The 25061-nt window shown below is 60.5% G+C and carries 35 protein-coding genes; all 35 read right to left on the bottom strand.

Annotated features, from left to right (window positions below; all coding sequences use genetic code 11):
• Positions 1–8: 8 nt before the first annotated feature.
• The 35 genes from recA to ACW9I6_RS04115 all read right to left on the bottom strand — a co-directional run bounded on the left by recA (position 9) and on the right by ACW9I6_RS04115 (position 25061).
• Complete coding sequence (recA, locus tag ACW9I6_RS04285) at positions 9–1067, bottom strand: recombinase RecA (protein ID WP_003208645.1); 1059 nt, start codon at positions 1065–1067, stop codon at positions 9–11.
• Positions 1068–1150: 83 nt separating this feature from the next.
• On the bottom strand, positions 1151–1651 hold the full coding sequence (locus tag ACW9I6_RS04280) for a CinA family protein (protein WP_457338931.1): 501 nt from the start codon (positions 1649–1651) through the stop codon (positions 1151–1153).
• 71 nt (positions 1652–1722) lie between these two features.
• Positions 1723–2214 carry a lysis system i-spanin subunit Rz gene (locus ACW9I6_RS04275; protein ID WP_457338930.1) on the bottom strand — a complete coding sequence of 164 codons (492 nt, stop codon included), beginning with the start codon at positions 2212–2214 and terminating at the stop codon, positions 1723–1725.
• The gene (locus ACW9I6_RS04270) at positions 2202–2759 is read right to left on the bottom strand and encodes a glycoside hydrolase family 19 protein (protein WP_177036151.1); all 558 of its coding nucleotides are present in this window, start codon (positions 2757–2759) and stop codon (positions 2202–2204) included. The genes ACW9I6_RS04275 and ACW9I6_RS04270 overlap by 13 nt, the downstream gene beginning before the upstream one ends.
• A gap of 27 nt (positions 2760–2786) precedes the next feature.
• Entirely contained in the window at positions 2787–3248 is a 462-nt protein-coding gene (locus tag ACW9I6_RS04265; RefSeq protein ID WP_256344339.1) for a phage tail assembly chaperone, read from the bottom strand.
• The gene (locus ACW9I6_RS04260; protein ID WP_371132333.1) at positions 3248–4369 is read right to left on the bottom strand and encodes a hypothetical protein; all 1122 of its coding nucleotides are present in this window, start codon (positions 4367–4369) and stop codon (positions 3248–3250) included. The genes ACW9I6_RS04265 and ACW9I6_RS04260 overlap by 1 nt, the downstream gene beginning before the upstream one ends.
• Before the next feature lie 11 nt (positions 4370–4380).
• Entirely contained in the window at positions 4381–4980 is a 600-nt protein-coding gene (locus ACW9I6_RS04255) for a YmfQ family protein (RefSeq protein ID WP_177122739.1), read from the bottom strand.
• A complete protein-coding gene (locus tag ACW9I6_RS04250) occupies positions 4968–6008 on the bottom strand; it encodes a baseplate J/gp47 family protein (RefSeq protein WP_177028951.1) in 1041 nt (346 codons plus the stop codon). Before ACW9I6_RS04250 ends, ACW9I6_RS04255 begins: the two co-directional genes overlap by 13 nt.
• Complete coding sequence (locus tag ACW9I6_RS04245) at positions 5998–6396, bottom strand: phage GP46 family protein (RefSeq protein ID WP_457338929.1); 399 nt, start codon at positions 6394–6396, stop codon at positions 5998–6000. The genes ACW9I6_RS04250 and ACW9I6_RS04245 overlap by 11 nt, the downstream gene beginning before the upstream one ends.
• Positions 6396–6905, bottom strand: coding sequence for a phage baseplate assembly protein V (locus tag ACW9I6_RS04240; protein ID WP_457338928.1), 510 nt, complete (start codon positions 6903–6905; stop codon positions 6396–6398). The genes ACW9I6_RS04245 and ACW9I6_RS04240 overlap by 1 nt, the downstream gene beginning before the upstream one ends.
• Before the next feature lie 16 nt (positions 6906–6921).
• The gene (locus ACW9I6_RS04235) at positions 6922–7959 is read right to left on the bottom strand and encodes a phage baseplate assembly protein (RefSeq protein ID WP_457338927.1); all 1038 of its coding nucleotides are present in this window, start codon (positions 7957–7959) and stop codon (positions 6922–6924) included.
• 3 nt (positions 7960–7962) lie between these two features.
• A complete protein-coding gene (locus ACW9I6_RS04230) occupies positions 7963–9201 on the bottom strand; it encodes a DNA circularization protein (protein ID WP_177036155.1) in 1239 nt (412 codons plus the stop codon).
• Positions 9188–10804 carry a hypothetical protein gene (locus ACW9I6_RS04225; protein ID WP_457338926.1) on the bottom strand — a complete coding sequence of 539 codons (1617 nt, stop codon included), beginning with the start codon at positions 10802–10804 and terminating at the stop codon, positions 9188–9190. The genes ACW9I6_RS04230 and ACW9I6_RS04225 overlap by 14 nt, the downstream gene beginning before the upstream one ends.
• Entirely contained in the window at positions 10804–10929 is a 126-nt protein-coding gene (locus ACW9I6_RS04220) for a hypothetical protein (RefSeq protein ID WP_010170085.1), read from the bottom strand. The genes ACW9I6_RS04225 and ACW9I6_RS04220 overlap by 1 nt, the downstream gene beginning before the upstream one ends.
• A 5-nt stretch (positions 10930–10934) precedes the next feature.
• Positions 10935–11231, bottom strand: coding sequence for a phage tail assembly protein (locus ACW9I6_RS04215; RefSeq protein ID WP_102369827.1), 297 nt, complete (start codon positions 11229–11231; stop codon positions 10935–10937).
• Positions 11228–11575: a phage tail tube protein gene (locus ACW9I6_RS04210; RefSeq protein ID WP_010170089.1), complete on the bottom strand. Its 348-nt coding sequence runs from the start codon at positions 11573–11575 to the stop codon at positions 11228–11230. Before ACW9I6_RS04210 ends, ACW9I6_RS04215 begins: the two co-directional genes overlap by 4 nt.
• A 64-nt stretch (positions 11576–11639) precedes the next feature.
• Positions 11640–13136 carry a phage tail sheath subtilisin-like domain-containing protein gene (locus ACW9I6_RS04205; protein ID WP_177044511.1) on the bottom strand — a complete coding sequence of 499 codons (1497 nt, stop codon included), beginning with the start codon at positions 13134–13136 and terminating at the stop codon, positions 11640–11642.
• Complete coding sequence (locus tag ACW9I6_RS04200) at positions 13136–13318, bottom strand: DUF2635 domain-containing protein (protein WP_087695298.1); 183 nt, start codon at positions 13316–13318, stop codon at positions 13136–13138. Before ACW9I6_RS04200 ends, ACW9I6_RS04205 begins: the two co-directional genes overlap by 1 nt.
• A complete protein-coding gene (locus tag ACW9I6_RS04195; RefSeq protein WP_457338925.1) occupies positions 13315–13905 on the bottom strand; it encodes a phage tail terminator protein in 591 nt (196 codons plus the stop codon). The genes ACW9I6_RS04200 and ACW9I6_RS04195 overlap by 4 nt, the downstream gene beginning before the upstream one ends.
• A gap of 64 nt (positions 13906–13969) precedes the next feature.
• Positions 13970–14977 (bottom strand): phage tail protein, encoded by a 1008-nt coding sequence (locus tag ACW9I6_RS04190; RefSeq protein ID WP_087695296.1) that lies wholly within the window; start codon positions 14975–14977, stop codon positions 13970–13972.
• A gap of 9 nt (positions 14978–14986) precedes the next feature.
• Positions 14987–15199: a tail protein X gene (locus tag ACW9I6_RS04185; RefSeq protein ID WP_087695295.1), complete on the bottom strand. Its 213-nt coding sequence runs from the start codon at positions 15197–15199 to the stop codon at positions 14987–14989.
• Positions 15192–15575 (bottom strand): phage tail protein, encoded by a 384-nt coding sequence (locus ACW9I6_RS04180; protein ID WP_087695294.1) that lies wholly within the window; start codon positions 15573–15575, stop codon positions 15192–15194. The genes ACW9I6_RS04185 and ACW9I6_RS04180 overlap by 8 nt, the downstream gene beginning before the upstream one ends.
• Positions 15575–17767: a phage tail tape measure protein gene (locus tag ACW9I6_RS04175; protein WP_177122746.1), complete on the bottom strand. Its 2193-nt coding sequence runs from the start codon at positions 17765–17767 to the stop codon at positions 15575–15577. Before ACW9I6_RS04175 ends, ACW9I6_RS04180 begins: the two co-directional genes overlap by 1 nt.
• 127 nt (positions 17768–17894) lie before the next feature.
• Complete coding sequence (locus tag ACW9I6_RS04170) at positions 17895–18476, bottom strand: phage tail assembly protein (protein WP_087695292.1); 582 nt, start codon at positions 18474–18476, stop codon at positions 17895–17897.
• Positions 18477–18527: 51 nt separating this feature from the next.
• Positions 18528–19034 carry a phage major tail tube protein gene (locus ACW9I6_RS04165; RefSeq protein WP_087695291.1) on the bottom strand — a complete coding sequence of 169 codons (507 nt, stop codon included), beginning with the start codon at positions 19032–19034 and terminating at the stop codon, positions 18528–18530.
• Complete coding sequence (locus tag ACW9I6_RS04160) at positions 19034–20200, bottom strand: phage tail sheath protein (protein WP_003208663.1); 1167 nt, start codon at positions 20198–20200, stop codon at positions 19034–19036. The genes ACW9I6_RS04165 and ACW9I6_RS04160 overlap by 1 nt, the downstream gene beginning before the upstream one ends.
• Positions 20201–20202: 2 nt before the next feature.
• The gene (locus tag ACW9I6_RS04155; RefSeq protein WP_457338924.1) at positions 20203–20376 is read right to left on the bottom strand and encodes a hypothetical protein; all 174 of its coding nucleotides are present in this window, start codon (positions 20374–20376) and stop codon (positions 20203–20205) included.
• 88 nt (positions 20377–20464) lie between these two features.
• On the bottom strand, positions 20465–20725 hold the full coding sequence (locus ACW9I6_RS04150) for a tail fiber assembly protein (protein ID WP_043225896.1): 261 nt from the start codon (positions 20723–20725) through the stop codon (positions 20465–20467).
• Positions 20725–21342 (bottom strand): hypothetical protein, encoded by a 618-nt coding sequence (locus ACW9I6_RS04145; protein WP_003208668.1) that lies wholly within the window; start codon positions 21340–21342, stop codon positions 20725–20727. The genes ACW9I6_RS04150 and ACW9I6_RS04145 overlap by 1 nt, the downstream gene beginning before the upstream one ends.
• A gap of 80 nt (positions 21343–21422) precedes the next feature.
• A complete protein-coding gene (locus ACW9I6_RS04140) occupies positions 21423–21965 on the bottom strand; it encodes a hypothetical protein (protein WP_003208670.1) in 543 nt (180 codons plus the stop codon).
• Positions 21962–22600, bottom strand: coding sequence for a phage tail protein I (locus tag ACW9I6_RS04135; RefSeq protein ID WP_177044507.1), 639 nt, complete (start codon positions 22598–22600; stop codon positions 21962–21964). The genes ACW9I6_RS04140 and ACW9I6_RS04135 overlap by 4 nt, the downstream gene beginning before the upstream one ends.
• Entirely contained in the window at positions 22597–23592 is a 996-nt protein-coding gene (locus ACW9I6_RS04130) for a baseplate J/gp47 family protein (RefSeq protein WP_457338923.1), read from the bottom strand. Before ACW9I6_RS04130 ends, ACW9I6_RS04135 begins: the two co-directional genes overlap by 4 nt.
• A complete protein-coding gene (locus ACW9I6_RS04125; protein WP_003208675.1) occupies positions 23589–23921 on the bottom strand; it encodes a phage baseplate protein in 333 nt (110 codons plus the stop codon). Before ACW9I6_RS04125 ends, ACW9I6_RS04130 begins: the two co-directional genes overlap by 4 nt.
• A 12-nt stretch (positions 23922–23933) precedes the next feature.
• Positions 23934–24542 carry a phage baseplate assembly protein V gene (locus tag ACW9I6_RS04120; RefSeq protein ID WP_177041848.1) on the bottom strand — a complete coding sequence of 203 codons (609 nt, stop codon included), beginning with the start codon at positions 24540–24542 and terminating at the stop codon, positions 23934–23936.
• Positions 24543–24545: 3 nt separating this feature from the next.
• Positions 24546–25061 (bottom strand): hypothetical protein, encoded by a 516-nt coding sequence (locus ACW9I6_RS04115; protein WP_087695285.1) that lies wholly within the window; start codon positions 25059–25061, stop codon positions 24546–24548.

Here is a 25061-nt window from a genome sequence, read left to right as displayed (position 1 = left end):
CGTTTGCTTCAGATGTCAGTGTCGACTTCTTCTACTTCTTCAACCGGCTCGCGGTTGGCGGCAGCCTTGACGTCAGGTGCCGGGGTCAGCAACTTGTCGCGGATCTGCTTCTCGAGCGTAGCGGCAACATCCGGGTTATCCGCAAGGAACTTGGCCGAGTTGGCCTTGCCCTGGCCGATCTTGCTGCCGTTGTAGGCATACCAGGCACCGGATTTCTCGACGAAACCGTGCAGCACGCCCAGGTCGATCATCTCGCCGTTCAGGTAGATACCCTTGCCGTAGAGAATCTGGAACTCGGCCTGACGGAACGGCGGGGCCACCTTGTTCTTCACGACTTTAACGCGGGTTTCGCTACCAACAACCTCGTCACCTTCCTTCACCGCGCCAGTACGACGGATGTCCAGACGGACCGAAGCGTAGAACTTCAGCGCGTTACCACCGGTGGTGGTTTCCGGGCTGCCGAACATCACGCCGATCTTCATCCGGATCTGGTTGATGAAGATCACCAAGCAGTTGGCGTTCTTGATGTTACCGGTGATTTTACGCAGGGCCTGGGACATCAAGCGGGCTTGAAGGCCCACGTGCATGTCGCCCATTTCGCCTTCGATTTCAGCCTTGGGTACCAGGGCTGCCACGGAGTCGACCACGATCACGTCGATGGCGTTGGAGCGCACCAGCATGTCGGTGATTTCCAGCGCTTGCTCACCGGTGTCCGGTTGCGAAACCAGCAGGTCGTCAACGTTGACGCCCAGCTTGCCGGCGTATTCAGGATCCAGGGCGTGCTCGGCATCGACGAACGCACAGGTGGCGCCCATTTTTTGTGCCTGGGCAATCACCGACAGGGTCAGGGTGGTTTTACCGGAAGATTCAGGACCGTAGATCTCAACGATACGGCCTTTTGGCAGGCCGCCAATGCCGAGCGCGATGTCCAGACCCAGAGAGCCAGTGGAGATAGCCGGGATCGCCTGACGGTCGTGATCGCCCATACGCATTACGGCACCCTTGCCGAATTGACGTTCGATCTGACCCAGGGCCGCAGCCAAGGCTTTCTTCTTGTTGTCGTCCATTAAAGTCCTCACGTAATCAATAAGGCCTGGCGGCCAACACCTGTATAAGTAGACAGTATTGTTCCACAAAGATCCGTGATCGCCTACCCCTGTTTTTCTATTTCTGCTGCAGCTCGTCGCAACAAGCCCTCTAGCGCGGCCTTTACCGTTTGTCGGCGAACCTCGTCACGGTTCCCAGGGAAGTGTTCAAGCTCGGCGGTAACCTCATCGCCCACGCCCCAGGCCAGCCATACGGTGCCCACCGGCTTGTCCGGCGAACCGCCATCGGGGCCGGCCACACCGCTGACCGCTACGGCAAAACGCGCCAGGCTTTCCTCCTGGGCACCCCGCACCATCGCCTCCACCACTTCGCGACTGACGGCCCCGACCTTGGGGAACAGCGCTTCCGGCACATTCAGCTGCCGGGTCTTCTGGCGATTGGAATACGTGACATAGCCCGCCTCGAACCAGGCCGAACTCCCGGGAATCCGCGTGATCGCCTCGGCGATACCGCCGCCGGTGCACGACTCGGCCGTTGTGACGTGGGCATTGAGCACCTGCAAGCGTCGACCAAGTTCAGCGGCGAGTTGAGTAATTTCCTTCACGGTCATCTCCTGGAGTGGACGGGCGTTTGCCTACCCTACAGGAGCCCATGGGCCATGCAAGTTACAAGAGACTAACGCGCGACGGCCCGGACATACGCCTGGCAGGCGCGCAAGGCGATCATGGCGTTATCACCGTCGTCGGTGATGCCGATAATTCGTTGAGCATGCGCCGGGTCAAGTCGGGCTCGCGGGGCTGCATGAACCACGCTGCCGGAGGGGGTGGGGGCTGGCATTGGCCAGCCGTTGGTTGGGTCGCTGGTGTCGAGAAGGACTGACAACCGCACATCAGCAGTGGCCAGGCGATCCCGCAGGTGAGCCTGATCGCGCTGTGCATCGGAAAGCTCCCGGGTGTGTTGTTGGTCGCTGGCGCTGAGTTGTTGCTCCAGTGCCAGCCGTTTGTCCTGTTCCACCTGTTGTTGCTGGCTGAGTGCTGCGGCATGCAGAGCCTGCAGGTGCTCGAGTTGTGCGCCATATCGCCAAGCCTGTACCTGCCAGGCAACACCCGCCGAAACTGCGAACAACAGGCAAAACCCAAGCAGGCGACACGACGTCAGGAAGCCCATGACACCGCCTTCGCCCGCGCCCACAGTTGCATACGGTTCTCCAGACCGTTGAGGCCACCATTGATGCGCCGGGTGATCGTGGTGAACTGGTCCTGGTCAGCCAGCTCGTTCAAGCCATTGCTCTGCCAGAACCACGCGGCAGATTCGCACGCCCATTGCGGCTGCTCCAGCAACTCCGGTTGGTGCAACAAACGCTCATCGCCGAACAGTGCCTGACTGCACGCCAGGTAGTTGCGCCGGCCGGTGATCTGGATCAGGCCGCGGCCGCGATACTTCTGGCCGTCGCCATCGGCTTCAGGGGAGTTGCCCAGGCGGGCGGCCAAGGTACCGGTGTCGTATTTGCTCAGGTATTGATCGCTGCCCAGTTCACGTACATAGCGCAGTTCGCCGGATTCGTGGCCGATTTGGGCGAGGAAGGCGGCGATGCGTTTGGATGTTGTGATTTGGTGACGTGCGGTAGCCTCATTTAAAGGAGCCAAAAAAATGCCCGCTCTGAGGCGGGCTCCAGGCATTACCTGGATAAGTTGGGGAAGGGTTATTACCATCGATTTCTACTCTCGCAGCCGACACGTTTACTGAGCAACAGCATCCAACCAAGGTAATGCAACGGGCCGTTTAGTTATCGAAGGAAAGCTCTCAGCCTGGGGCCAGTCACGCAATGCTTGAGTGTATTTGAGCAACTCTTTGAACTGCTCATCTGACAGCGTGGTTTTCAATCCCATTTCCAACTGGTCACGATGACGATCACGTACCCAACTGATGCGCTGAATTTCTGAATCACGCCACATGCGCTCATTAGCCTTGACTTCAGCATCGGAAATGACCGGGGCGATATGTTCCTGGCACTGCTCACCCGAATCGATCAGCAAACGCACCGCGCGATAAACATCCGGTGTTTCGGCCTCGGTAGCATGGTACGGATAGCCATCCAGCGTCACCAGGTAGCTACCATCGGCTTTTAGAAAAATGTCCTCGATTTTGTAACTCGTAGACGAGGTGGCATCCAGATCCTCAACAGTCGTCTTGTTATCCATTACTGGATCCTCCATGCAAAACCAACACAGTTTCCATTGCCCACTGCAGTGCCTCCGGCGGCCACTCCAGCGTTGCCGCCAAGTGCGGCCCCATTGCCGTTGTAATTGGCGCAGAAAAAGGCCCACGTTCCGCCTGCCGGAAGTACACCGCTACCGCCTAGCGCGATCCATTGCCCTGCTACCGGTTTTAAAAAACTGGAAGCTGACAGAGCATCGGTAATCCCGTAACCCGCCAGCGTCGTAGCCACGTTCGCTTTACGGGCAGGGTCAAAATTGCCGGAGGTCCAAACCGTCTGTGATCCCCACGAGAGTTCTCCTGCAGAGTTCATAGCCAAAGACCTGGCAATCAGCCCCGCCCAGTGAAACAGGATTCGCGGTGCGTAATCGAAACTGGTCTGGGTATTACTGACTTCCTGCGCCTCTCGAATTTCCAACGCACCACCAACACCATTGCCAAGTTCTCCCAAGACTTGCGCGGACAAACTAGGTCGTTGACGACTGGTCCCCCCAACCACCAATGCGTCAGTGATTCCATATCCTGCCAGCGATGTTGCCTTATCTGCTTTGGCTGCCGGATTGAAGTTTCCGTCATGCCACAACATGCGCCAAGTTCCCTTGCCATCATCTGCAACTCGACGTACTCCGAACCATTCGCCTGTAATCCCCGCAAGGAGATCAAACCCATACTTACCATCGGGATACTTTATATGCAGCCCAGCGCCGTATCTGACCGCATCGGGCCGATCCGTCGTAGCGTCGGCGAGTGTCACGAACTGCGTGGAAGTTAACTCTGAGGAGTTTCCTTTCACCACGGCAGGAATAGTAAGAAGTCCGCCCGCCCCCGCAGGCATGGCATCCTTAATCCCATACCCCGCCAACGTCGTCGGCTTATTCTTCAACTTCAACCAATCACTCAAAACGCTAAGCGCCTGCGCTAACTGATCGGTCTTCGTCTCATCCGGCGCAATCCCCGCCGCCGCCAGCACATTCAAAATCTCCTGCGTAACCCCATTCCCCCAAGCCGCCGGAATCAAACTCCCCGGCGTCCCGGTCACCGGGTTTTCATCCACAAACTTGCCATTCACCAGCCCAACGCTGGGCACACTCTTTGGATAATCCACGCTTCTACCCTCTAGTCATAATTGATGTGCACCTGCGTATGAGCAGGTGCGCTGCGATGAATCAGGCACTCCAGGGCATTGCCCGGGTTGACGCCAAACCGCTCTCCCCAATAACTCGCCCCAAACCGCCGCCCCAAGTGCTGGCGGCCGCCGGTGTTGAGCGTCCACATGAAGTGCGCCTGCCAGGTGCCAAAATGCGCCGCGCCAAACCGTGAGCGGCCCATGCGCGGGGCGCGATGTTCAGTGACACTGGCGTCGGGATAACCCTGGCTGCGGGCGATTTCGATGTAGTACGCGGCGCGCTGGCTGCCCACCGCCAACAGACGTCGACGCACCGCCAGGCGACGGTCGTCGTACAGCGGGCTCAAGCCCAGGCAAGGGTCGGGCAGTTGCATCACCCTTTCCCACTCCGGCACCAGTTCGCTGACGGTCACGGGGTCCATTTCGTTTTGCAGGTCGCAGGCGCGGGCGTCGATGCGCGTAAGTTCTTCGGCGATGCCTTTGAGCACCGTCTGCAACTGCGGCATGGTCTCCAGGTACCAGGCCGGACCGCTGGGCAACAGGGCGATCAGTTGCTCCTCGTACTGGCCAGCCGTCCTTATCCCAGCCATGTGATACCTCCAAACACCAGTAACTGGTTTGTCGCCGCCGTAACGTCCGCCAGCGGGCTTGTCAGTTTGTGATCGGTCTCACCGGTGGCGGTGCTGATGGCTTCGGCGATGTGGGTCAGCAACAAGCTGTCGCCCAGCCCCGCTTCGCGATTGTGCAAATCTCGCAGTTGGGCCTCGACGGCCGCACGCACGGCGCTGGTGTCGGGGGTCAAGCGCAGTTGATAAGCCACTGGTTTCATCACCGGCGCCAACACATACACATCAGCGGTCACTGGCCGCAGCGGTTCGATATGGGCTTGAACCTGCGCCAGCTGCGCGGCATTGGGGATCGGCTGCGGGTCGTCGTCACGCATCACGAACACCCCCACCGTCCCCGGCCCCAGGTAATTGCCGCGACACCATGCGCGGGTAATGCCGGGCATTTCGAGGGACCAGGTCTCGTAATCCTGTGCCGAACCGCCCTGGGGAATAACGCGATAGGAACGAATCACCCGCGCCCGCAGCGACTCCAGGGTTTCTCGTGCCACACCGCCGGTCAACCCCGGCGCCAGCACGGTAAACGTCGAACCAATACCTTGCAGCGGCTGGACCGCGATCAGGCTCAGCCCGGCATCAGCGTTGCCCAGCGTGCCGGCATCAATCGCCTGCACCGTGGCGGTGTTGAGGCCTGCATGGGTGGTACCGGCAGCGGTGACTTTGAAGCTGCGACCATCACTGGCTTGCAGCACCGTGTCCACATCCAGCACCGCGCCCGCCGCTGCGGTAAAACTCACGGTGCCACTGGCGGCTACCGCCGCCTTGCGTGCCTGGTTCAAACGCAGCGCAGCGATGCGTTCCAGGGTGGATTCATCGGCGGTATCCGGCAGGATCTGCTCAGCGATCCAATCGAGATAACCGTACAGGCCGAACGCCGCACCACTCAGTGTGCGCGCCAGGACCTGGGCATCGGACTGGCGCAGCGAATCGCTGGCCAGGTCGCTTTGGGTGCGTTTGATCAGCACCGGCAGCGAAGGGGTTTCAAACGGCATAGATCACCTGCCAACTGTTATCAGGGTTGATGTCCAGGCGCTCGCCATCGGCCAGGGTCAGCTGCGTGCGCAGGTTGAGCCGCTGGGCGTCGAGGCGCTCACTGAGGACTTCGATGGCGCTGCAATGCCCGTCGTCGATCAGCCATTGCAAGGCTTCGCGGGCATAGAATTCGGCGTCCCGTTGCGTCTGGCGAGTCAGCTTGACCCGGCGCAGCAACCACAACCTTGAGCCGATACGGTCGTCGGCCACGCTGGGAAAACTGTCGCCCCACCAGCCGAAGCGCTCGTCATCGTCAACCGCATCGTCGGGCGCGGCACGGCGCCAGGTGAACAGGCTGATCAGCACCGAGCGGGTCAGGGCCTTTTTCAGGTTGTCGGAGACAAACATCACTGGCCTCCCGCCGGCGCACCGGTCTGACCGCTGCCGGGCTGGACGCCCACATGCACGTGCCGGATCTGGCTGATGCCGCCGGCAATCTGGTCGCCCTCGGAGATGATCTTGCCGCTCTGGGTCAGGGTCGGCGTATCAATGTTCACCGCCTGGCTGGCGCGGATATTCAAGGTGCCGGTTTCAATGTCGATTACCCGCCCGCGCTTGAAATGAACTTTGTCGCCTTCGTCGGTATAGATCGCCACTTCACCCGGCACCAGGGACTGCAAGCGATAGCGACGGTCGGCCACCACCAGCACGATGGCATGGGAGCGGTCACCGCCCAGGAAGGTGGCGATGCCTTCAGCACCCGCCAGAGGGTTGCTGGTAAAACCGTAGGGTTCGAAGTGCTCCATGTCGTCGTTCACTTCGCCTGCCGTCAGGCGCATTTGCAGCGATTGCAGCTTGGTGGCCGAGTGGGCGAGCACGACAGTGCCGCGCGCCAGCAGGCGAGTCAGTAAGCTCATGGAAATTCCTTGGTGGTTAAGCGGATGGCAACGGATTGGCATCAAAGGTGGACGGCGGCGCCACCTGTAGCCTGGTGATCGAACCTTGGTCGGAGAGCGACCAGGTGACCTTGGAGATCAGCATGTCCTGGTCAAAGCCCAGCACCGGATCGATCACCCGCACCAACAGGTTGTGGCGCCACAAATCGCCGTTGGACTGCCGCCAGCCTTGCACGGTGTAGGTGGTGGTCAGGGCTTTTCCGGTACGGGTGGCGCGTTCCCAGTCGGCGCGTTGCTGGGCCAGCTCGGGGGTCAACTGCGTCGGTTCGCTGATCACCGTGACGCGTTTTCGCGTGGCTTTTTCATCCCGGGAAATCCCTGAAACCTCACTGACCGCCGCTGCGTTTTTTTGATCATCGCCCTTGTGCTGGCCGATGACGCGGTACTCGGAAAATACCGAGCTGAAGTCCATCGGTGCGTTAGCCGAAAGGATGTTCTGGCCCAGCTCCAGGCTGTCATTCGCACGCCCTGCACTACCGGGCGATGCCAATACCAGGCGCCCATCCGCATCGTCGGTGGAGAACACCCGATACAACGTCAGCAAGCGGTCGATGGATTGAAATACCGTCTCCCCGGGCACGATGCTGTGGGTATGCAGGCGCGCGGTTTCGGCAATCTCGCTGTGCACCTCCACGCCATAGGTGGCCGTCAGCGCCCGGACGATGCTCAGCACACTTTGCCCGCGCCACTGGCCGGGCTGGTTTATCGCTGCGCAGTCCACCAGGTCCTGGGTCACTGAGCCGCCCTGAATACTCAGGCTGATCTGTCGGCCGTCGTAACTGATGGGCGCCTTGAACACAAAGCCGGTGAGCACCAGGTCGCAACCGATGCGTACCTGGCAACGGGCGCCGGGCTTGATCGGCGCCGCCAGGGTTTGCCCGGGCCATTGCCAGGTGATGTTGAGGGTGAAGGTGCGAAATTGACGCTCCAGGTCGGCGCTGATTTCCACGCTTTTCCAGCCGCCATAATCCAGGCCGTCCACGGTCAGGGTGACGGCATTGTCCAACTCGTTCATGGGTTACTCCCTGACCACTTGCAGGTCCGCCGGTGGCAGGAAGCCCGGGTGGGCCACCCGATTGCGCTGCACCACCTCGCCCACTCGCGTCGCGTCACCGAACCGCTGATAGGCCAACAGCAAGGCGGGCATGCTGCGCATCGGCGTCAGATTGACCAGCCGGACACCGGACGAAGCCACTGCCGTCAGATGCGCGAACATCTGTTGGCGCAGGTCGTTCAGCGCAACATAGTGCCCGGCGTCGGCCTTCAATGCGGCTTGCCACATGGCTTCGTTCAGAAGGTCACGCAGCACCAGCACATCGTCGGCCACCGGCACTTCGCGGCGCTGCACCGGCTGTGCCGCCTGTTGCGCCAGGGATGGCGTGGTACTGAGGGTCACCGCTTTTGTCGCCACCGGTACGTCCGCCAGCCAATGGGCGATCTTCACCCACAACGCATCCTGTACCAGGTTGGCAGTGGCTTGCACCGCCGCCACGCTGTCCTTGCCGGTGGTCAGCTTCGGCACGTCGATATTCCGAGCCGCTTCCACCTGCTGCGAGAGGTTGGCCAGCATGCCGCGATAGCCGCTGCGGGCAAATGCCTTCAACTCCTTCACATCACCGAGCAAGCCCTTGAACTCGGTGCTCAATTCCTTGGGCACTTCCTTGATGGCTTTGACCAAGGCATTCAGGTCGCCATACAACTGAATCAGTGGGGCAAATTGCTGCTCAATTACCTGGTAAACCTCTGCCAGGCCATTGCGCAACGCCTGGATGCCCACCCGCGCCTGCTTCACCAGTGCGACGGCCTGCTCAAAGCGCAGCACCGCCGAACCCAGCAAACTGTCGGCCGACACCAGCAACAGCTGGCGGGTATTGACCGCCGTAGTGGGAAACTTCAAAGGTTCGTCGGGATAGAACTTCAGGGCAAAGGTCACCAGCCCGCCGTCCTGGCGGGTTTGGGTCATCTCGCATTCGCCGACCTTGACCTGCAACCGTCCAAGCCACGGGTGCACCAGCTCGCCGGCGCCCTCCTCCAGGGCCTTGAGCAACTTGTCGCGTTGCTCCAGGCAATCCTCGCCCACTACAAATGCCGTCAGCTCATGCACCCTGGACTGTTGGCCCAGCCCTTCAAAAAAAGGCAGGTCGCGCTGAGGGTATTCGTGCAACTGGCCCTTCTTGCCGACCGGGACTTTCGCCTGGTCAACCCAAAACCCGACGCCACGAAACGACGCCGGCAACAAACGATCACGCCAGCTCATTGGAGCCTCCAAGGGACAGGGAACGGTAGCCGACACGTGGGGTGACGCTCAGGCCGGGCTGGTTGGTTCTGGGCTGGTCCACCCGCAGGCCGGCCGGTGCATTGTCGAAGCTCACCCGCAAATCGCCGTTGAGCTGCGTGCGGCTGTTGGCAGCGGTTTGTTGCAGCAGCGAACTGGAGCTGGACGCCAGCGGTGATACCAAGCCAGGCCCCTTGCGGAACCAGGACGGATCGCGCGCGCTTTCGGCATTACGTTCCTGTTGCTCGGTGGTCAACTCCAGCACACTGCCGGTCGCCTGGTTGATCACTTCACCCAGCCCACCGTTGAACAGCTTGCGAATCGGTGCGGTGATCACCGCAAGCTTCTCCGATAGCGCCGTGAACCAACTCAGCACCGGTGCCCACATGGCTTCAAGTTGCTCCATCGGATGCCAGTCGTCGAACAGGCCACTCAACACTACAAAGGCGTCCTGGGCCTGCAACTTGATATCGCCCCAGATCGAGGCGAATGCACCGCTGACGCTACCCCAGACGGCAGAAACCTTGTCCAGGGGCGACCAATCGAAGTAACTGCTGACGATGGTAAAAGCCGCCAGCGCGGTGAGTTTGAAGTCACTCCAGATCGCCGCAAACATCTCACTGATCACGCCCCAGTTGGCAATGATTTGCCCTTGGGGTGACCAACTGAACAGGCTTTTCATGAACTCGACCACCGGCACACTCAGCGCCTTGAGCAAGTCCCAGAGGGCCGCAAAAAAGCCGCTCAACGGCGTCCAGTTGTTGACGATCAAACCCATTGGCGACCAGGAAAACAGTGTGGTGAAAAAGCCGACCAAGGGCTGCGCCATCACCTTCAGCGACGTCCACAACCCGGCAAAAAAGCCTGTGATCGGCCCCCACAAGCGCATCACCTGTTCCAGCGGACGAAACGCAAAGACCGTCTGGAAAAACTCGCCCAAGGTTCCAATCGCCGCCATCACCCGTTCGCCGAGCCCGACAAAAAATGCCGAAATCGGCTTCCAGTTGGCAACGATCAAGCCTGCCGCCACGGCAATGCCTACAGCCACCAAAACTATCGGATTGGCGCTGAGCAGCAGCTGCATCAAGCCCAGTGCCTGAGACACGCCGGTGACGGCCGCCTGCATCGCGGTAAACGCTACTGCGCCGGCAGCCAGGCCCTGCACCAGTTGCGGATTTTCGGTGAGCACCTGGGCCACCGTCGTCAGCAACGGCTCCAACCCGACCACCACCGCCGTGACGGCCGGCAACAGCGCAGTACCAAACGCCACCGACACCTTGTCCAGCGACGCGTTGAAATCCTTCAGCCCTTGCGCCGCCGTTTCGGTAACGCCCTGCCCCACGGCGGCATTGACCTCGCCGACCTCAGCCTTGAACGCCAGCGCCGATTTGATACCGCTGATAAACGGTGCCGCCAGCCCACCGCCCTTTACCAAACCGGCGATATCCAGCTTGCCGAGACCGGTCTGTTCCAGGTTCTGCCTGAAGCGCCCGACCATGGCCTGCAGCGCAGCGAGCTTGGGCGACAGCTGGTCGATGCCGGTCAGGCGCACGGCGGTACTTTCTACTTTCTGAGCTTCTGCCATCACTGCACCTGCTGCATCGCATTGATCCGTTGCGCATGCTCCAGGGATTCCCGGAGCGTATCCAAAGGCCTGGCCAGCATCTGTTCGGGATCAACCTTCCAGAACCAGGCCAGGTCATAGGCCACCGCAATCAGCTCGGCGACGGAGCCTGCGCCGCACTCATGAAAAAACCGGCGACGGCCCAGCTCAGCGCGTTGAAGTCCATCAGGTCGAGCTGGTTGACCGACGACGGCGGGATACCCGCGCACACGGCGATGTACTTGGCGGCGACGTCAAGGTCCAGACTCACGTCTTCGCCCTTGTCGATCTTGTACGGCAGCGCCTTGATTGCCCGCACCTCTTGCACCGTCGGGCGGCGCAGGGTGAGTTCGGTCAATGACTCGCCGTGGGCCTCGATGGCCGCTTGCAGCTTCACCGTATCGGTCATTGCCAGGTCCCCTTGATGCCTTCGAATTTCAGCTCGATCACGGCATCGTCGCCCTTGGCCACCGGCTCTTCCACCAGGTAGGCACCGGCCAGCACGTAGACCTTGCCGTTGTTGAATTCGCAGGTGACGGTCATGTCGGTGCCGGCGATCAGTTGCTTCAATGGAAAGTCCGGCGTGTGCAGCGCGGTAACTTTGAAAGACGGGGTGATGTCGGTTTCCTTATAGAAACCCGGCACCACGGTTTCCCGCTTGACGGCCATCAACGGTGCTTCGCAGCCGCCGTTGATGGTCAGTTGAGCGCCGTCCACTTTGACGTAGCAGGTGCCCGCAATCAGTTGACCCATGATGTTTCTCCCAAAAATAAGCCCGCACTCGGCGGGCTGGAATCAGTTGCGAAAAGCGCGGGGCCTACACCGCCGCGTCGTACTGCAAACGGAACTGGTTGAGCAGCGCGAACACCCGCAGCCCGTTGACGTAATCCGGCGGAAACAGCACGTTGACCCGGCTCGGGTCCTGGCTGTCGCGCTCGACGATCAGGTGCTCGGCGAACAGCTCGGCGTTCTCCACATGGCCTTCCAGTTCGAGCTTGGCGTACTGGGCAATCAGCTCACCGCGGATAGTGCTCGGGGTGACGATCGGCTGGCCGGCGCCAAAGCGCGTGCCGTCAGCAGCGAGTTTGTGGCGCCCGTACTTGCTGGTGATCACGCTCTGCAGGCGGCGCACGATAAAGGCCGACTGGTGCAGGGTTTCGCTGTCCAGATAGGAATTGTCCGCCTGGCCGAACGCGTTCTTCTGGTAAGTGGTGATCGCCCGCTGAATGCGCACGTAACCGCCTTCGTAGTAAGCGGTGGCGATGCCGTAGTTGAGCAGCGATTGGCGCTCGGTCAGAGTGAAGCGCTCGCTCGCGTCGGCCGGATCGAGGCCCGGCAAGCTGCCGCTTTGGGTCGGACGACTGGCATCGGCAGAGATGAACACCGCCGTGCGTGCAGCCAATGCTGCGGCCTGGACCCAGAACGGTTGCGGCACGCCCGGCTCCATGGCCTGGATGGTCACGTGCTGGTCATTTCGCCCTTGCCCGGCCGCCACCAGGGTGCCGATAGTGCCGCGCTTGGCGGTGTAGACGTGGCCGAACAGTTGCTTGGCCCACGACCAACGACCGCTGTTGTCATCCATCACCGCTTGCCAGGCGTTGAGGCTGGTGGTGTCGGCCCAGGGCATGCAGATGAACTCGAACGGCTCGTCGCCCAGCGCAGCCAATGCCGCGAGCTGGTCCGGCACACCGGCGCCCGCCGCCATTTTTCCGAGCACGGCGGTCAGGCCGTCGGGGGTTTGTTCGCCGTTGCTCTGGCCCAGGCGGTTGAGCTGCAGGCTGATGTCGTTGCCACTCTCACCGGTCCACTTGGCGGTCAGGGTGACGGTGCCATCGGCGGCTACCGCATTGACCGGCAGGTCGGCACTGGCGTTGATTTTCAGCGCCAGGGCGGTGGCAGCCACGGCAGCCGTCGCACCATTGATCACGGTCGCTTGAACCCGGGTGCCGCCGACGTACAGGCTGAGAATGCCACCTTGGGTCGCGGCGCCGGTCAGCTTGAGCTCGGCCTTGGCCGCGCTGCCTTCGGTGCTGTGCAGCGGCAGGCACCAGATTTCGCCCACAGGATCACTCTTGCGGAACGTCTCGTACATCGATGCCAGCATCGAACCCTGGCCACCGATACGTTTGGCCATGGCCTCGCTCGACACCAGCACCAGACTGCCGATTTCCGGGCTGGTGACGTTGTCGTTGACCTGGGCCACGATCAATCGGCGCAAGGCGGACGACGCACTATTGGCTGCCGAATTGTCCATCTCGGCGTAGAACAGCGGCACACGAATGTCCGCCGGAATATGACTGAATCCGATCGCCATTACTTGGCTCCCTGTGTTTTTGCCGCCTTGACGGCTTTGGTTGTGATGTCGCCATCGGCCAGACGTCGACGCCACCAGGCGTTGTCCGGGACTTCGCGGCCTTCGGCGGGCAACAGATCGCCCGCCTCCGGGTCAGGTACGGCACGGCCGGAAACCGGCAGTACGGTGATGCGTTTGCTCATGGTTTTACCTCGGCAGAAAACGTCATTTCCAGGCGCCCGTCGGGGCCTGGGCGTTGCAGGTTGGGGTCGGCTGGGTCGATGGCATCGACCCGCACCGTCACCCCGTTGAAGGACGGCAAAGCGTCCAGTTCAAGCTCGAGCCAGGTTTCCGCCGGCTGCGTGCTGAGGTTGCGTCCCAACTGGCTCTCGAGAAAAAACCGCAGCCGGTACAACCCGCGAACCTTGCTGAGCAACAGCCATTCGCCAGCGTCGTACTGGATGGGCTCGTAGAACCCCTCGGGCCTGTAGCCCACCAGCGCCCGCCAGACCTCGGCGCGCAAGGCATGCAGCTGGTCCATCGCCTGGGCTTGCTGGCCCTCCGGCAAATCCAGCACCAGCACCACGCCAAAATGCTCGCGCAGGGATTGGCGACTGCTGTTTTGCGCAGCGTTAGGGCTGGCCTTGTCACTGATCGGCGTCACGACCGCCTGGGGTGAGTCGAGCACTGGCAGGTTTTGCAGCGCGTCGAGGTCGAGGCCGGCGCGGATGTGTTGGTTGAACGATGGACAGTGATCCCGAAGATGACTGACCAGGGAGGTGATCTTCATGGCATCTCACCGGGCAATAAAAAACCCGCAACGGCGGGTGGGTGAATGGGGATTATTGGAGGTGTCATTCAGGTGCGGACAACCCGCTCGCCTTGACTGTGCAGCGGTAGCTCTCTTTGCGCTTGCCGCTGGCCGTCACCGTATCGATCGACCAGCGCCCTTGCATGAAGCCGGGCCAGGTCTCATCCAGCAGTAACAGCCCTTCAGCCCCCAGCGCCGGATCGCCCGGGCAGACCACATTGATGACCAGACCTTCACGGCCAACCCTGCGCATCTCGCCTTCAGCCGCAGCCCGGGCTTCTTCTTCGCTTTGATAACGCTGCGACAGAATTTTGAACGGCGCGAAACCGACCTCTACTTCACGTTTTTTACCGGCAGATGCATCCCACCAGGACGCCTGACCACCATTGAATTTAGCGCGGCTTGTCTCGGTAAAGCTGGCACTGATGAACGCATGGTCGCCGGGGCGATTATCGCGGGTTACCGACAGCGGCACGTCTGGCAACACCTTGCCCGACAATGTGGTGATCTGGCCTTTGCGGCCCAGTACGTACAGCTCGTCAACCGGCTTGGCCACTGCATCAAAACGCCGGGCAAGCCGGGTCAGGAAGCTCATGTCGCTTTCATTGGTCTGGTCGATATGGCTGATCATCTGACCGTCCAGGTCCGGCGCCACGCGCGGTGAAAATCCATAGCGTGTCGTCAGTTGGCGAAACAGTGCGCCCAATGTGATCGGTCCATGGCTGGCGGTGCGACGCTGTTTGAATTCGTGCTCGTCAAACGGCGCCGCGGTGGCGACCAGTACCAGGCGCATGGGAAACAGGTATGGCGTGCGCTGAGTAATCTTGAACAGGCCTTTATCTACCAGGCCCGACTCGAGATACCCGACACGCAAACCGATCCTGCCGCCCAGATCGGGCAAGCCCTCAAGCCCTTCAATGTCGAGGGTCAGCTTGAGCTGGTCAGACACGAAACCCGCAGTGTCGGTATGTTCCCACTCCAGCAGTCGCTCGTTGAGCAACACGGCATTGGCCCCGTAAATCTCCACTACCGGTGTGAATCCTAGTGCCATGAATCCTCCTTAATCCCACGCCGAAACCGGACTTTTCGCCACAGGGCGCACGCTCAGTTCCGGCACGATCACGCCAATGCCGGCAGGCAATACCGCGCCATGCTCCGCAAGCTCGGGATTCAGGCTCCACAGTGCTTCCTCCGCCGCATCATCGCTGCGGCCCAGTTCACGGTAGAGCAGCAAGTTCACCGAGTCACCGGCAATACTTCGAACTTTACGCATTGACGAACTCCTCCAATGTCAGCGTCCAATTGATCAGCATCGCCGTGCCGTCGTCGATCACGTTAGCCTGCTTCTCGTCCACCGACTTGATCGTCCACAACCCCCAGTTACGACCTATGCCATCTACCAGCGGCAACGGCGTACGCATGGCTTGCAACGCACGAAGTTCATCCAGCCGCGCCATCCCTGTCGCCCGCGCCGCCTTGCCACCGAAGGTCAATGTCTCCAGGGCCTGGCCGGTCTGGCTGGATTTGGGTTTGCCGGCAATAATCTCCAGACTCACCCAACCACCACTGCTCACACGACCAAGCGTGTCGTAGGCAAACCCGCGCGACAGCCCGAAAATAAAACTACCCAACACCATTTGTTGTCGCATCACACCATTCCATCGGTCAGTGCTGCGTCGCGTCGCGTCGCCAGCAGGTTGTCCATCGATAACGGCCTGAACTGCGCCTCGATCTGCTGCACCACGATTGCCGCCAGCTGTTGATAGTTGGCCTGCTCGGGCGCGGTGATGGTGATCTGCGGGGCAAAGTTGATTTGCCGATTATCGGCTTGAGCATTGGAGAGGTTTTTGCTGACATCTGTGGGTGGAGGGAGGCGGTCGGCAGGGCTCGAAAACTTTTCACCTAACCACGCGCTGATGTTGCTGCCGATGTCGCTGCCGATGACAGTGCCCAAGGCACCACCGACATACCTACCGACTGCACCGCCCACAACCAACCCCACCCCATTGCCGATAACGGGTACAACGGTACCCAGCAACCCCCCGGCGGCTGCACCCACGACCTGGCCAATAGCCGCGCCGGCGAACTGGCCTGCAATCCCACCTGCCGCAGAACCGGCGGCGGAGCCCATCAGCTGTTTATCTCCCGTCACAGCACCCTTGACGAAATCGAAGCCGGCGTCTGCCATGACCATCGCAGGACCTGCCCATTTGGCGAGCTTGGCGGTTTTGCCGGACAAGCCCCACGTCGGGCCGGCAGAAGGCTTGGCATTTTTGGACGTGCCCTTGCCTTTTTGGCGGTTCTTGTTTGTGGAGTTGCCTTTCTTCCTGGAGCCGCTGCCGGGACTTGTATCGCCTTCGCGCAAAATCTTCCCGGCCACCTTGTCGAAAACCTTGTCCTTCACGGCATCGAACACGCCGCTTAAAAGCGGCCCCATTACCGCGGCAGCCACCGTGACAGTGGCAGTCGTCTTGGGCAAAGCTTCAGCCAACCAACCCACGCCGTTGACCAACGCGGTCATCGCCGTCAGCGTGGTATTCACGATCGGTGCCATCGCCGTATCGCTGGCAGTGTCCAGCCGTGTGGTGCTTGCGTCGAAGGCCTGCCGGCGCGCTTGTGTGGAGTCGGCACGAAGCTCCGCCGAACGCACGACTGAACCCTGCGCGCCCACGGCCGAGGTGGCATACGTCGACTTGTCCGCCACCAGCGAGAAGGCCTGCTTCACACTGTCGACTGCCGGCATCAGGCTCAGGATCGACTGGTTGCCGTCGAACAGCTGTGTGGCCAACGCCGCCTGTCGTTGCGCAGGCTGCGCCTTGAGCGCTTCAAGTACCGTCACCAACGTTTGCGGTGCGTCTTGCTTCATCTCGCCCGCGAGTACTTTGGGGTCAAGCTTGAGTTCTGCCCAAGCACTGCGCTGGGCCTCTGAGGCGTTTTCACCTTTTGCCAGGGCGGCGCTGATTTTTTCCACCCCAACACCCGTGGCACCTTTGCTGTTGCCAGCGTTGAGTAACGCTGCCGAGAGTGCCGCTATCTGTTCAGGGCGCATGCCAGCCGCCATCGCGGCGGCACCCTGGCCTTGTACAACGCTACCGATATCTGCAGCCTCAGCGTTCAGCGAGACGCTGGTGCCCAACACGTTTGTCGCGTCTGCCAGATCCAGAGCTTGCCCACGGTCGAGCTTCATCGACGCGCGCCACCCGCCGATGATTTCGCCAGCATTTTTAACGTCGATCTTGAAAGCCGTGGCCATGATCGCGGAGTCACGGGCGAACTGTGTCAGGTCAACCTGGCGCGCCGCGCGATCGATGTTCCCCGAAGCGTCGACGCGCTCACTGCCGATACCGGACTTTGCCGCCACATACTCGACCTTGGCCAGATCGACCGCACTTGCACCACTCGCCGCCACCACCGGCTCTGTCGCCATGGCAAGGTTAGTTTCGCGCAGATGTTTGCGCTCACGCCCTGCAAACCCCAGCAACTGATCCAGGTCGGTCATCGCCGCGTCCAACATCTGCGACCGCGTCCCCGAATCAGGAACTTCGGAGGCCTTGGCACCGCTCGCCGCGTTGCCAGATTCGATTTGTCGGGCGTCCATCAGGTTCAGCAGCGAGGCGTTGAACAACTCCAGCGTGTCAATAAGTCGAGCCTGCCCTGCAACCAGTTGGCTGATCTGCTGGCCGGCCGAGTCGCCCGGGACCGTATCCAGAAAGGAGGGTGTCACAAGCGTTGGCGCAATAGCGTTGATACTGGCGTAGGACTCTGCTCGATCAAGTGAGCCAAAAGGCGCCCCGCCATCCTTGGCGATGGCCGACCTCAGTCCATATTCACTGTTTGCCATCCGCTCTACTCCTGTTTGACGCCAAGGCGAGTGATCGCGATGTCGTAGCGGCGCAATGCTTTTCCAGCGTCCCAATCGAGGATCTCCGCTTCATTTACCGAGTAAATGAGCGGAACGATATCGAGGATTACTTCGATATCGCGCTCCGAAAGAAGTCCGCCGGCTTGTTTAAAAAATCGTCGATGCGCTCCTGCAGTTCCGTCCAGTCAGGCACGGTCAGGCCGGCGAGATCGGGAATCATCAAGCCAGTGCAGTGGGCGGTGATGAACTCGGCGCGCTCTTTGTTGGTGGCGAGTTTTTTCATCACTTTGGTGGCACGCAATGCAGGCATTTCCAGGGTGACGGCGGTGAGGCTGCGACCGGCCGTATCGAGTGGCAGCAGCAGCGAGACGTGCTCGCTGGTTTGCGACTCCCGTGGCTGATCGTTAGCGTTGAGGAAAAACGAGGCCGGGCGGGTCGACATCTCGTGCACGTACTGCGCGATGCTGACGTAGTCCGGACGCTTGAGCTGGTCGAGCTCATGTTCAGAAAGGCCGGTGGCGAGTTTTGCGAGTTCGAAAAATTGGTCGTCTTCGTCGTCGCCAGCGCGAGCCAGGGCTTCTTTCTGTGGCGCGTAGAACAGCGGCTTGAGTTGGATCTTCTCGATCGTCTCACCGGTATCGGCGGTGATCGGGGACAGCAGGATGTGCAGCGGAGGCATCCAGGCCATGGGACAATTCCTTGGTGAAGTATGGGAGCGAGCACACTCGCTCCCAGGGGCTTACGGCATCAGTACCGCGCGGCGGGCGTCGCCCAGGATGTCGACGCCATTGAGCACGAACTTCTGCGTTCGCACATCGATGTCGATCACCGGGATGCCGTTTTCGAGGCGGTTGTAGGTGCGGCAGGTCAGGATCAGCGTGGTGGTGACCTTATCGCCCATCTTCAGCTTGGATTCGGTCAGGGTTTTCAGCTTGCCGCCCACCGTGTGGTAGATGAAGTAGGTCTTGCCGTCCTGATCCTGGCCGGCTTCACGTACGTTCAGCAGGATGTCATCGCCTAGCTTCACACCCAACGCCAGCATGATTTCGGGCCCCACGCCCTGCAGCGCCAGGGTCGCGTTCAACACCTTGCCGCTCTTGGCCATTTCTTCGGCAATGAAGCGGCCACCGGTCATGGGTTCCATATCAAAATCAATCACCGGCGGGGTGAACTCTTCCACGGTTGCGGACAACGGCAGGCCTTGAAGGGTGGCCGCCATGGCCTGTCTGATTCGGTTGGTAAACATTAGAGAACGTCCTCCAGGAACTGCTCGATGATTTCATCGCGGGCGTTGAGTTGATAAATCATGTGTTCGTTCGGCGCGTAGCGGCCGTAGTCGATGACGATGAACCAGGTGCCGTTCTTGTACTTCTCGACACTGTTCAATTCCGGGTGCAGGTACACGCTGCCGCCGGGAATGGTCTCGTCGGCCACCAGGGTTTGCAGCCAGTCGTTGATGCGCTTGACCTCCTGGTCCATGAACGACTTGGTGAGGTTCTTGGCCATGGCTTTCTGCCCGGCCTTGACCAGCTTGCGGCTGATCGCATCTTCCAGGCCTACGTAGCTGATGAACTTGCCGGTGATGGAGCGGTTACCCAGCAGCGAGAAACCGCCGAGGATGGTGCGGGCGTAGTAGCTCACGCCGTAGCGGTTGAGCAGGTCGCCTTCGGTGGAGGTGTCGAGGATGTTGTACTCAACCACGCGGGACACGTCTTCGGCGAAGGTCACCTGATTGCCCGGGCTTTCCCATTGCTTGACCTTGGCCAGCGCGGCGATGGCCAGGGACGACGGCGCCAGGAACACGTTTTTCTTCGCGGCCTTGGAGTACACCGACGGCATGTTGTGCACCAGCAGGCAACGGTCGAAACCGAGATCGGCACCGCCCAGTTCGCCGCTGTAGGTCACCTGGTCGGCGACGGTTGCGTCCTTGCCGTCCAGCACCACACGGGCCTTGATGCGCTTGCCGAAGGAGGCGAATTCGCCGGCCACGGCCTTGGTGCCGGTGAAGCCCGGGGCGCCGATGATGGTCAGGTCTTCGGGGACGCTGGCCAGGGCGGCGAGGCCCAGTTTGCGGCCGGTGACCGGCTCTTCACCGCCGATTACGTTATTGATGGTGTCGGCCGGGGTGGTGCCCTCGTCGACGATCACAACGTAGACCGGCACCTTGACCACTTTGAGGATCTGGTACACGGCGTGGAACAGCGTGCCGGTTTCAGCGCCGGTGGGGTCCAGCAGCGCCTGGGTGGTGAAGCTGTTGATGCGGAACGGGGCATTTTTCGGAATCGACGCATGGGCGTTGGGGGCAGTGCCCACCAGGCCGATGACATTATCGCCCAGGCCACCCATGGCCTCGGGGGATTCGGTGGCATTCACGGTGATGCCGTTGTGCTCGAAGTTCAAAACCTCAGCCATGATCAGTCAGCCTTCTTCGGGGTGGAGTTGAGGACGCTGGTCAGTTCCAGGCGGCCAGCGGTGCGCAGGGCGGATGCTTCGACGTCCAGCAGTTCCAGCTCCTCGGCGGCGGTAGACCAGTGGCCGTTGCCGGTGGGGAATGGAATGAGGACGGTGTAGGTTTGGCGGTTAAACATGAGTGGGATTCTCCGGGTGGAAAACGCCAAAGCCCCTGCGAGAGGGGCTTTGGGCGGGCGAAAAAAACCGCTTTCGCGGTGGCTATCGTTATTTAAGGAAACCAGGCTTTTCTGGCCATACAACAGTGAAGGGATCGCCTACATCTTGCGGGACATCCCGCAACAGTTTGCGGTAAGCAGCGACTTCCGCACGCTGAACTTCACTCAGAGGGCTGTCCTGGACTTGGGTATGGTCTGTTTCTCGCAAAAGTTGATCGCGACGGACGCGAATGGAGGACCACTCCAAACATTCAAGACCTTCTTTGCTGGGAATATGAGATGGCGCTAGCGTAATAAGTGCTTCAGTCATTAGAAAACCACCGTAGGGGAAAGGGAAAGTTTCGACTTGATCTCACCAACTTTGATCGCGCGATAGCCACCAACCTGCATAGTGTCAATTCGCAAGGACGTCACATATACATTGGGAACTTTAATACGGCAGATTGCATTACCAGCCGTATCAGCATAAATAGCGGGTGCAAACTTCCCAAAGCAAGATTGATTTATGACCGCACGCTGAGGTGCATACACGTACCCAGCAAATGTCTCGTCCAACACCAACGAACTGCCGTAACTATAACCACGAATATTGAGCCAGAACATCTGGTCATCCGTATTGATGGAGAATGGCAACTTGAAGTGGACATAAACCTCCATCGAGGAGCCAAGATCCGTCGCTGTCATCCCCCCGGAAGCACCGACGTTATAAGGCGCTCCCGTCCCCCAAATCAGCCCTTGAAAGACGCTCATCAACAATGTCCCTGGGGCACCGGGCTCTCCGACAACGTCCTTAAGTGCACGAAACTGATCAAATTCCGCACGGGCTTGATCCATTCGTTTATCAATATCGCCAATCTTGCCATTTACGGCGGTGGTCAGGTTATTGGAGGCCTGAACCAAGTTGGCTATCTGCGTTTCCGTACTCAAAATAGAAGCTCCTTTACTTTGTCATTCTCAGACCACTCAGTACCGGTAATTAGCCATAACTAAAGAGGCCAGCCCAATATCTAGTTCGCAACCCTAGCATCTTCCAACTTCATAACACGAAACAAAACCCCCAGATGACGAGCCATATTATCAATATTGGCTGTAGCCACAGCGGCCAATTCTTCTGCAATTAAAATATTAAGATTTTCCATACCCACTACTACCGTGACACTATCGACCGGCAGTGGTGTTAGGTCCAGCGTGAACTTCTGCAATACACGGGCCGCGGCCGCTTTGTAGGTGAGCAGTTTCCCGGCAACAGAATAAACTGCCAGCAAGGTCCCGCTAGCCAGGTAAAACCCAAACTCTCCAATCTCATACTCAGCCTCGCCATCAAACAGCGCGGCCATTCTGAGTTGTTGATTACCCAGGTCTTCGTAATCGGCAATTGCTACCCGCTGGCGTTCATCCCGCAAGGCAATCTCACTGCCGTCGGGGTTATAACGGCCAGTCCCGGCGCCTATATGGGTAATTTCACCTTTCAAACCCTGGTTTTTTGCCTGCAACACTTCACCCAAACCTTTGGAGGTGAAGCGCACCAGCCGCGTAATATCTTCTGTCATGGCTGCGCCCTGAGGTCGTAATCGTTAATGGTGTAGTACCGGGCGACCCCGGTGCTGTGAAGTCGGGCGCCAAGCACGAGTACAGGCAGCGCCCCCGCAAGAGAAAGCTCGCTGTCGCAAAGTGCAGCATGAGCAACACCGCTCAGCGCCAGCCCACCAGCCGTCTCGTGCACGATGGTGATGGTGGCCAGGTCCCGCTCGCTCTTGGCCGCGTTGATGCGGCGGATCAAACGGTTGTGATCGCCACTGGACCAACTGCGACCGATGATTGCCTGCACATCAAAGGTGTAAGGCAGGCCGGTTGGCCGCTGTTGATACCAGGCACTGATATTGGGGGTGAATCCCAGGGATTCGACGGCGTAGCTCAGCGCCTTGGGCGTACCGGCCTGACGCTGGATTTGCCAGGACAAGGCCACGGTGAGGCGCTTCTCCGACTCGCTGGCAGCGGCGTCCCATTCACTGACGCCGCGATCAGCGGCCAGGTAGGGAAGGAATTCAGCCGGCGTCTGCAGCGGGTTCATCAGGGCGGGAAAAGGGGGCGTCACCCGATCGAGCAATTGCCCGAAACCCAGGTCCAGCGCCTTCTCCAACGGCGAACTGTTGGCGGGCAGCAAACTGCCTTTGGGCTCGTTCATAGCGTGCGCACCTCCACCTCGACGCCCGTGCAATACGGGGCCTGGAACGCGGTGGTGACGATCGGCTCCAGCGGTTCAAGGATTTGCAGTTGTGCAGCTCCCGCCGAGTGGATGGCGTAGTCGATCCAGCTCGGGTCCACCCGCCCTTCCAGGCGATGACAGGACTCTGCATAGTCTTGCAGCAGTTTCCGCGCGGCGACTTGAGTGAGCCCGGAATCCGGGCCCGCGTTGATCTTGGCCACCACGCGGATTTTGTAGCGCAGGATCTGCGCCCCCTGCACCGTGACGAGATCCGTTTCCGGTCGCACGTCAGGCCGGGCGAAATGCCGACGTACACCGTCAAGCAGATCAGCAGAAGGTGTGCCATCCCCGTCTCGGGACAGGACCGTGACCATCACTTCGCCGGGCGCGGTTCGACGGCCATTACCATCCTTGACCCGTGCCGCGTAGCCGTCCGGGTCGAAGGTATAAGTGACCGTCACCACACCCGGCGTAGCACTTTGCACTTTCACCGATGGACGCTCACCGAGGGTGAAAACCTCTCGGCGATACTGCATCCGCGAACCCGCCGCCGGAGCGTGAGGCGCGAGGTAATAACGCAACCGGGCGTCATCGTCGCTCTCCAATGTTGGCGGTACCGGCGGGAAAGCCGCCGGGTCACCATGGTCGAGCACCTGGCGCTGCAGGCCCATGTCCGCCAGGCGTGCATCGAGGTTGCTGCCGGTGGCCCACCACGCCAGCATCTGCTTGATGCGGGCGTTGTATTTGCGCTCGTGGGTTTGCAGGCGAACGCAAAAAGCTTCCAGCGCCAACGTCAGCAACTCGCTCTCGTTCTCCAGGCTGATCTTCAGCTTGGCGGCATTTTCTGGTGCACGAGTGGCGACGTAATCGACGACAAACGCCTTGAACTCCGCCAGCAACGGTTCGAACTCATCGACGGCAATGATCGCTGGCTCAGCCAACTGGTTCTGGCCGGGTATCAGCATGCTCATGTCACCACCTCGAAGGATTGCTTGCGGTTTTTCCAGGTGCCGGCGAAGCGCAGCAACAGGCCGGCGCCCTGGCGGTTGGCGACGATGACTTGCGGCTCGAAGTCGGCGATGCCGTTCTGCGGGTTGTAGAACGCCTGGGCGGCATGGCTCTGGGCGAGAATCAGCAGGTCATCGCCGAGGTTTTGCCCGAGCAGCTGCGGGATCATCGAGCCGTACAGCGGGCGCTTCTGGCGAGTGCCCAAGGGCGTGGTCAGCGCTCGGGTAGCGCGCTGCACAAATTGCAGCCAGTCATCGACCGCCGCCCCGGTGTTTCTATCGATTCCGATCATGGGATGTCCTTGTCAGGGGCTGATGACTCGACCCTGGTGGTCCACCACCGGGCCGCTGAAGTGCGCGCCGCCGGCGTCCAGCAACAGGCTGGTGCCGCCGACTTGCAGCGTGATGCCCTGGGCGCTCATCGTGAGGCTGGCGGCGCCGACCTTGATGTCGACCTGTTCGCGGGAACCTGTGAACGTGGTGGGGCCATTGACCCAGTTGAAGGTATGGCTGGCGTCGTCGTAGTCGCTCTGGGTACCGTCCTGATGGCGGCGCCGGGTCAGTGTCGAAGCGCTGGAGACCGGTGGAAAGCGGTCGCTGTTCAAGCCGAACAAGGCCACCGATTGCGCCCCGCCCTCCCCGGCACCGTAGTTGAGCAGCAAACATTGCTCGCCTACTGACGGGATGCGGGTTTCCGTCTGCGCTCCGGCGCTGGGGTTGAAAAAGCGGATCGCCGGGGTGAGCAGTTCGCCGTGGCTGACCTTGCAGGTATTGCTGGCGGCGTCGACCTCCTGGCACACGCCGATTCGGCAGAAACTTTCGGCGCGTCGATACAGGTCTTCGAGCTGGCTTTCCATTTCCGCCAGGCGCTCCACGATCGGCCCCAGCTGCATGCGTAACAGCGCGTCGAACATGGGCTACTCCGCCAGCGGCTTGTATTGGTCGGGGTCGTCGATGTTCGAGACGTCCCAGGTGCAGGCAAAAAGCGGCTTGCCTGTGGGATCGTTGAGCAACGGCGGCCCGATATAGAGGGTTTGGGTGAAGGTGACGGTCCAGGTGTCGTAGTCCGTCTCTGCGCTGGTGCGTATTGAAGGCGCAGCGACAATGCTGGTCGGCAGGTCGCACTGCGCCTGCGGCAGGTTCCAGCGGTTATCCAGCACCAGATCCATCAGTTGGCTGGCCAGGTCGCAGGCATCAAAGGGCAAAGCACCCGGGGCCACCATGGCCTTGAGTGAAATCCCCAGGGCATGTGCCTTGCGCCCCTCGCGGGAGCGAAGGCCCGGCCCATTGCCTTCGACCGTGATCAACACGCCGGTGTTGTTCGCGGCGCCCTGAAAGTCCTGATGAGTGCCGACCTTAAGTTCCGGAAACGCCCTGCGCAGTGCCTCGCTGATGGCCTGGGGCAATTGGGAGGGTTTTTCGATAAGTGTCAT

Source organism: Pseudomonas sp. SDO5522_S412, from assembly GCF_054071215.1.
Note: the sequence above shows the minus strand (reverse complement) of the source record. Positions and strands in the feature narration are given on the sequence as shown.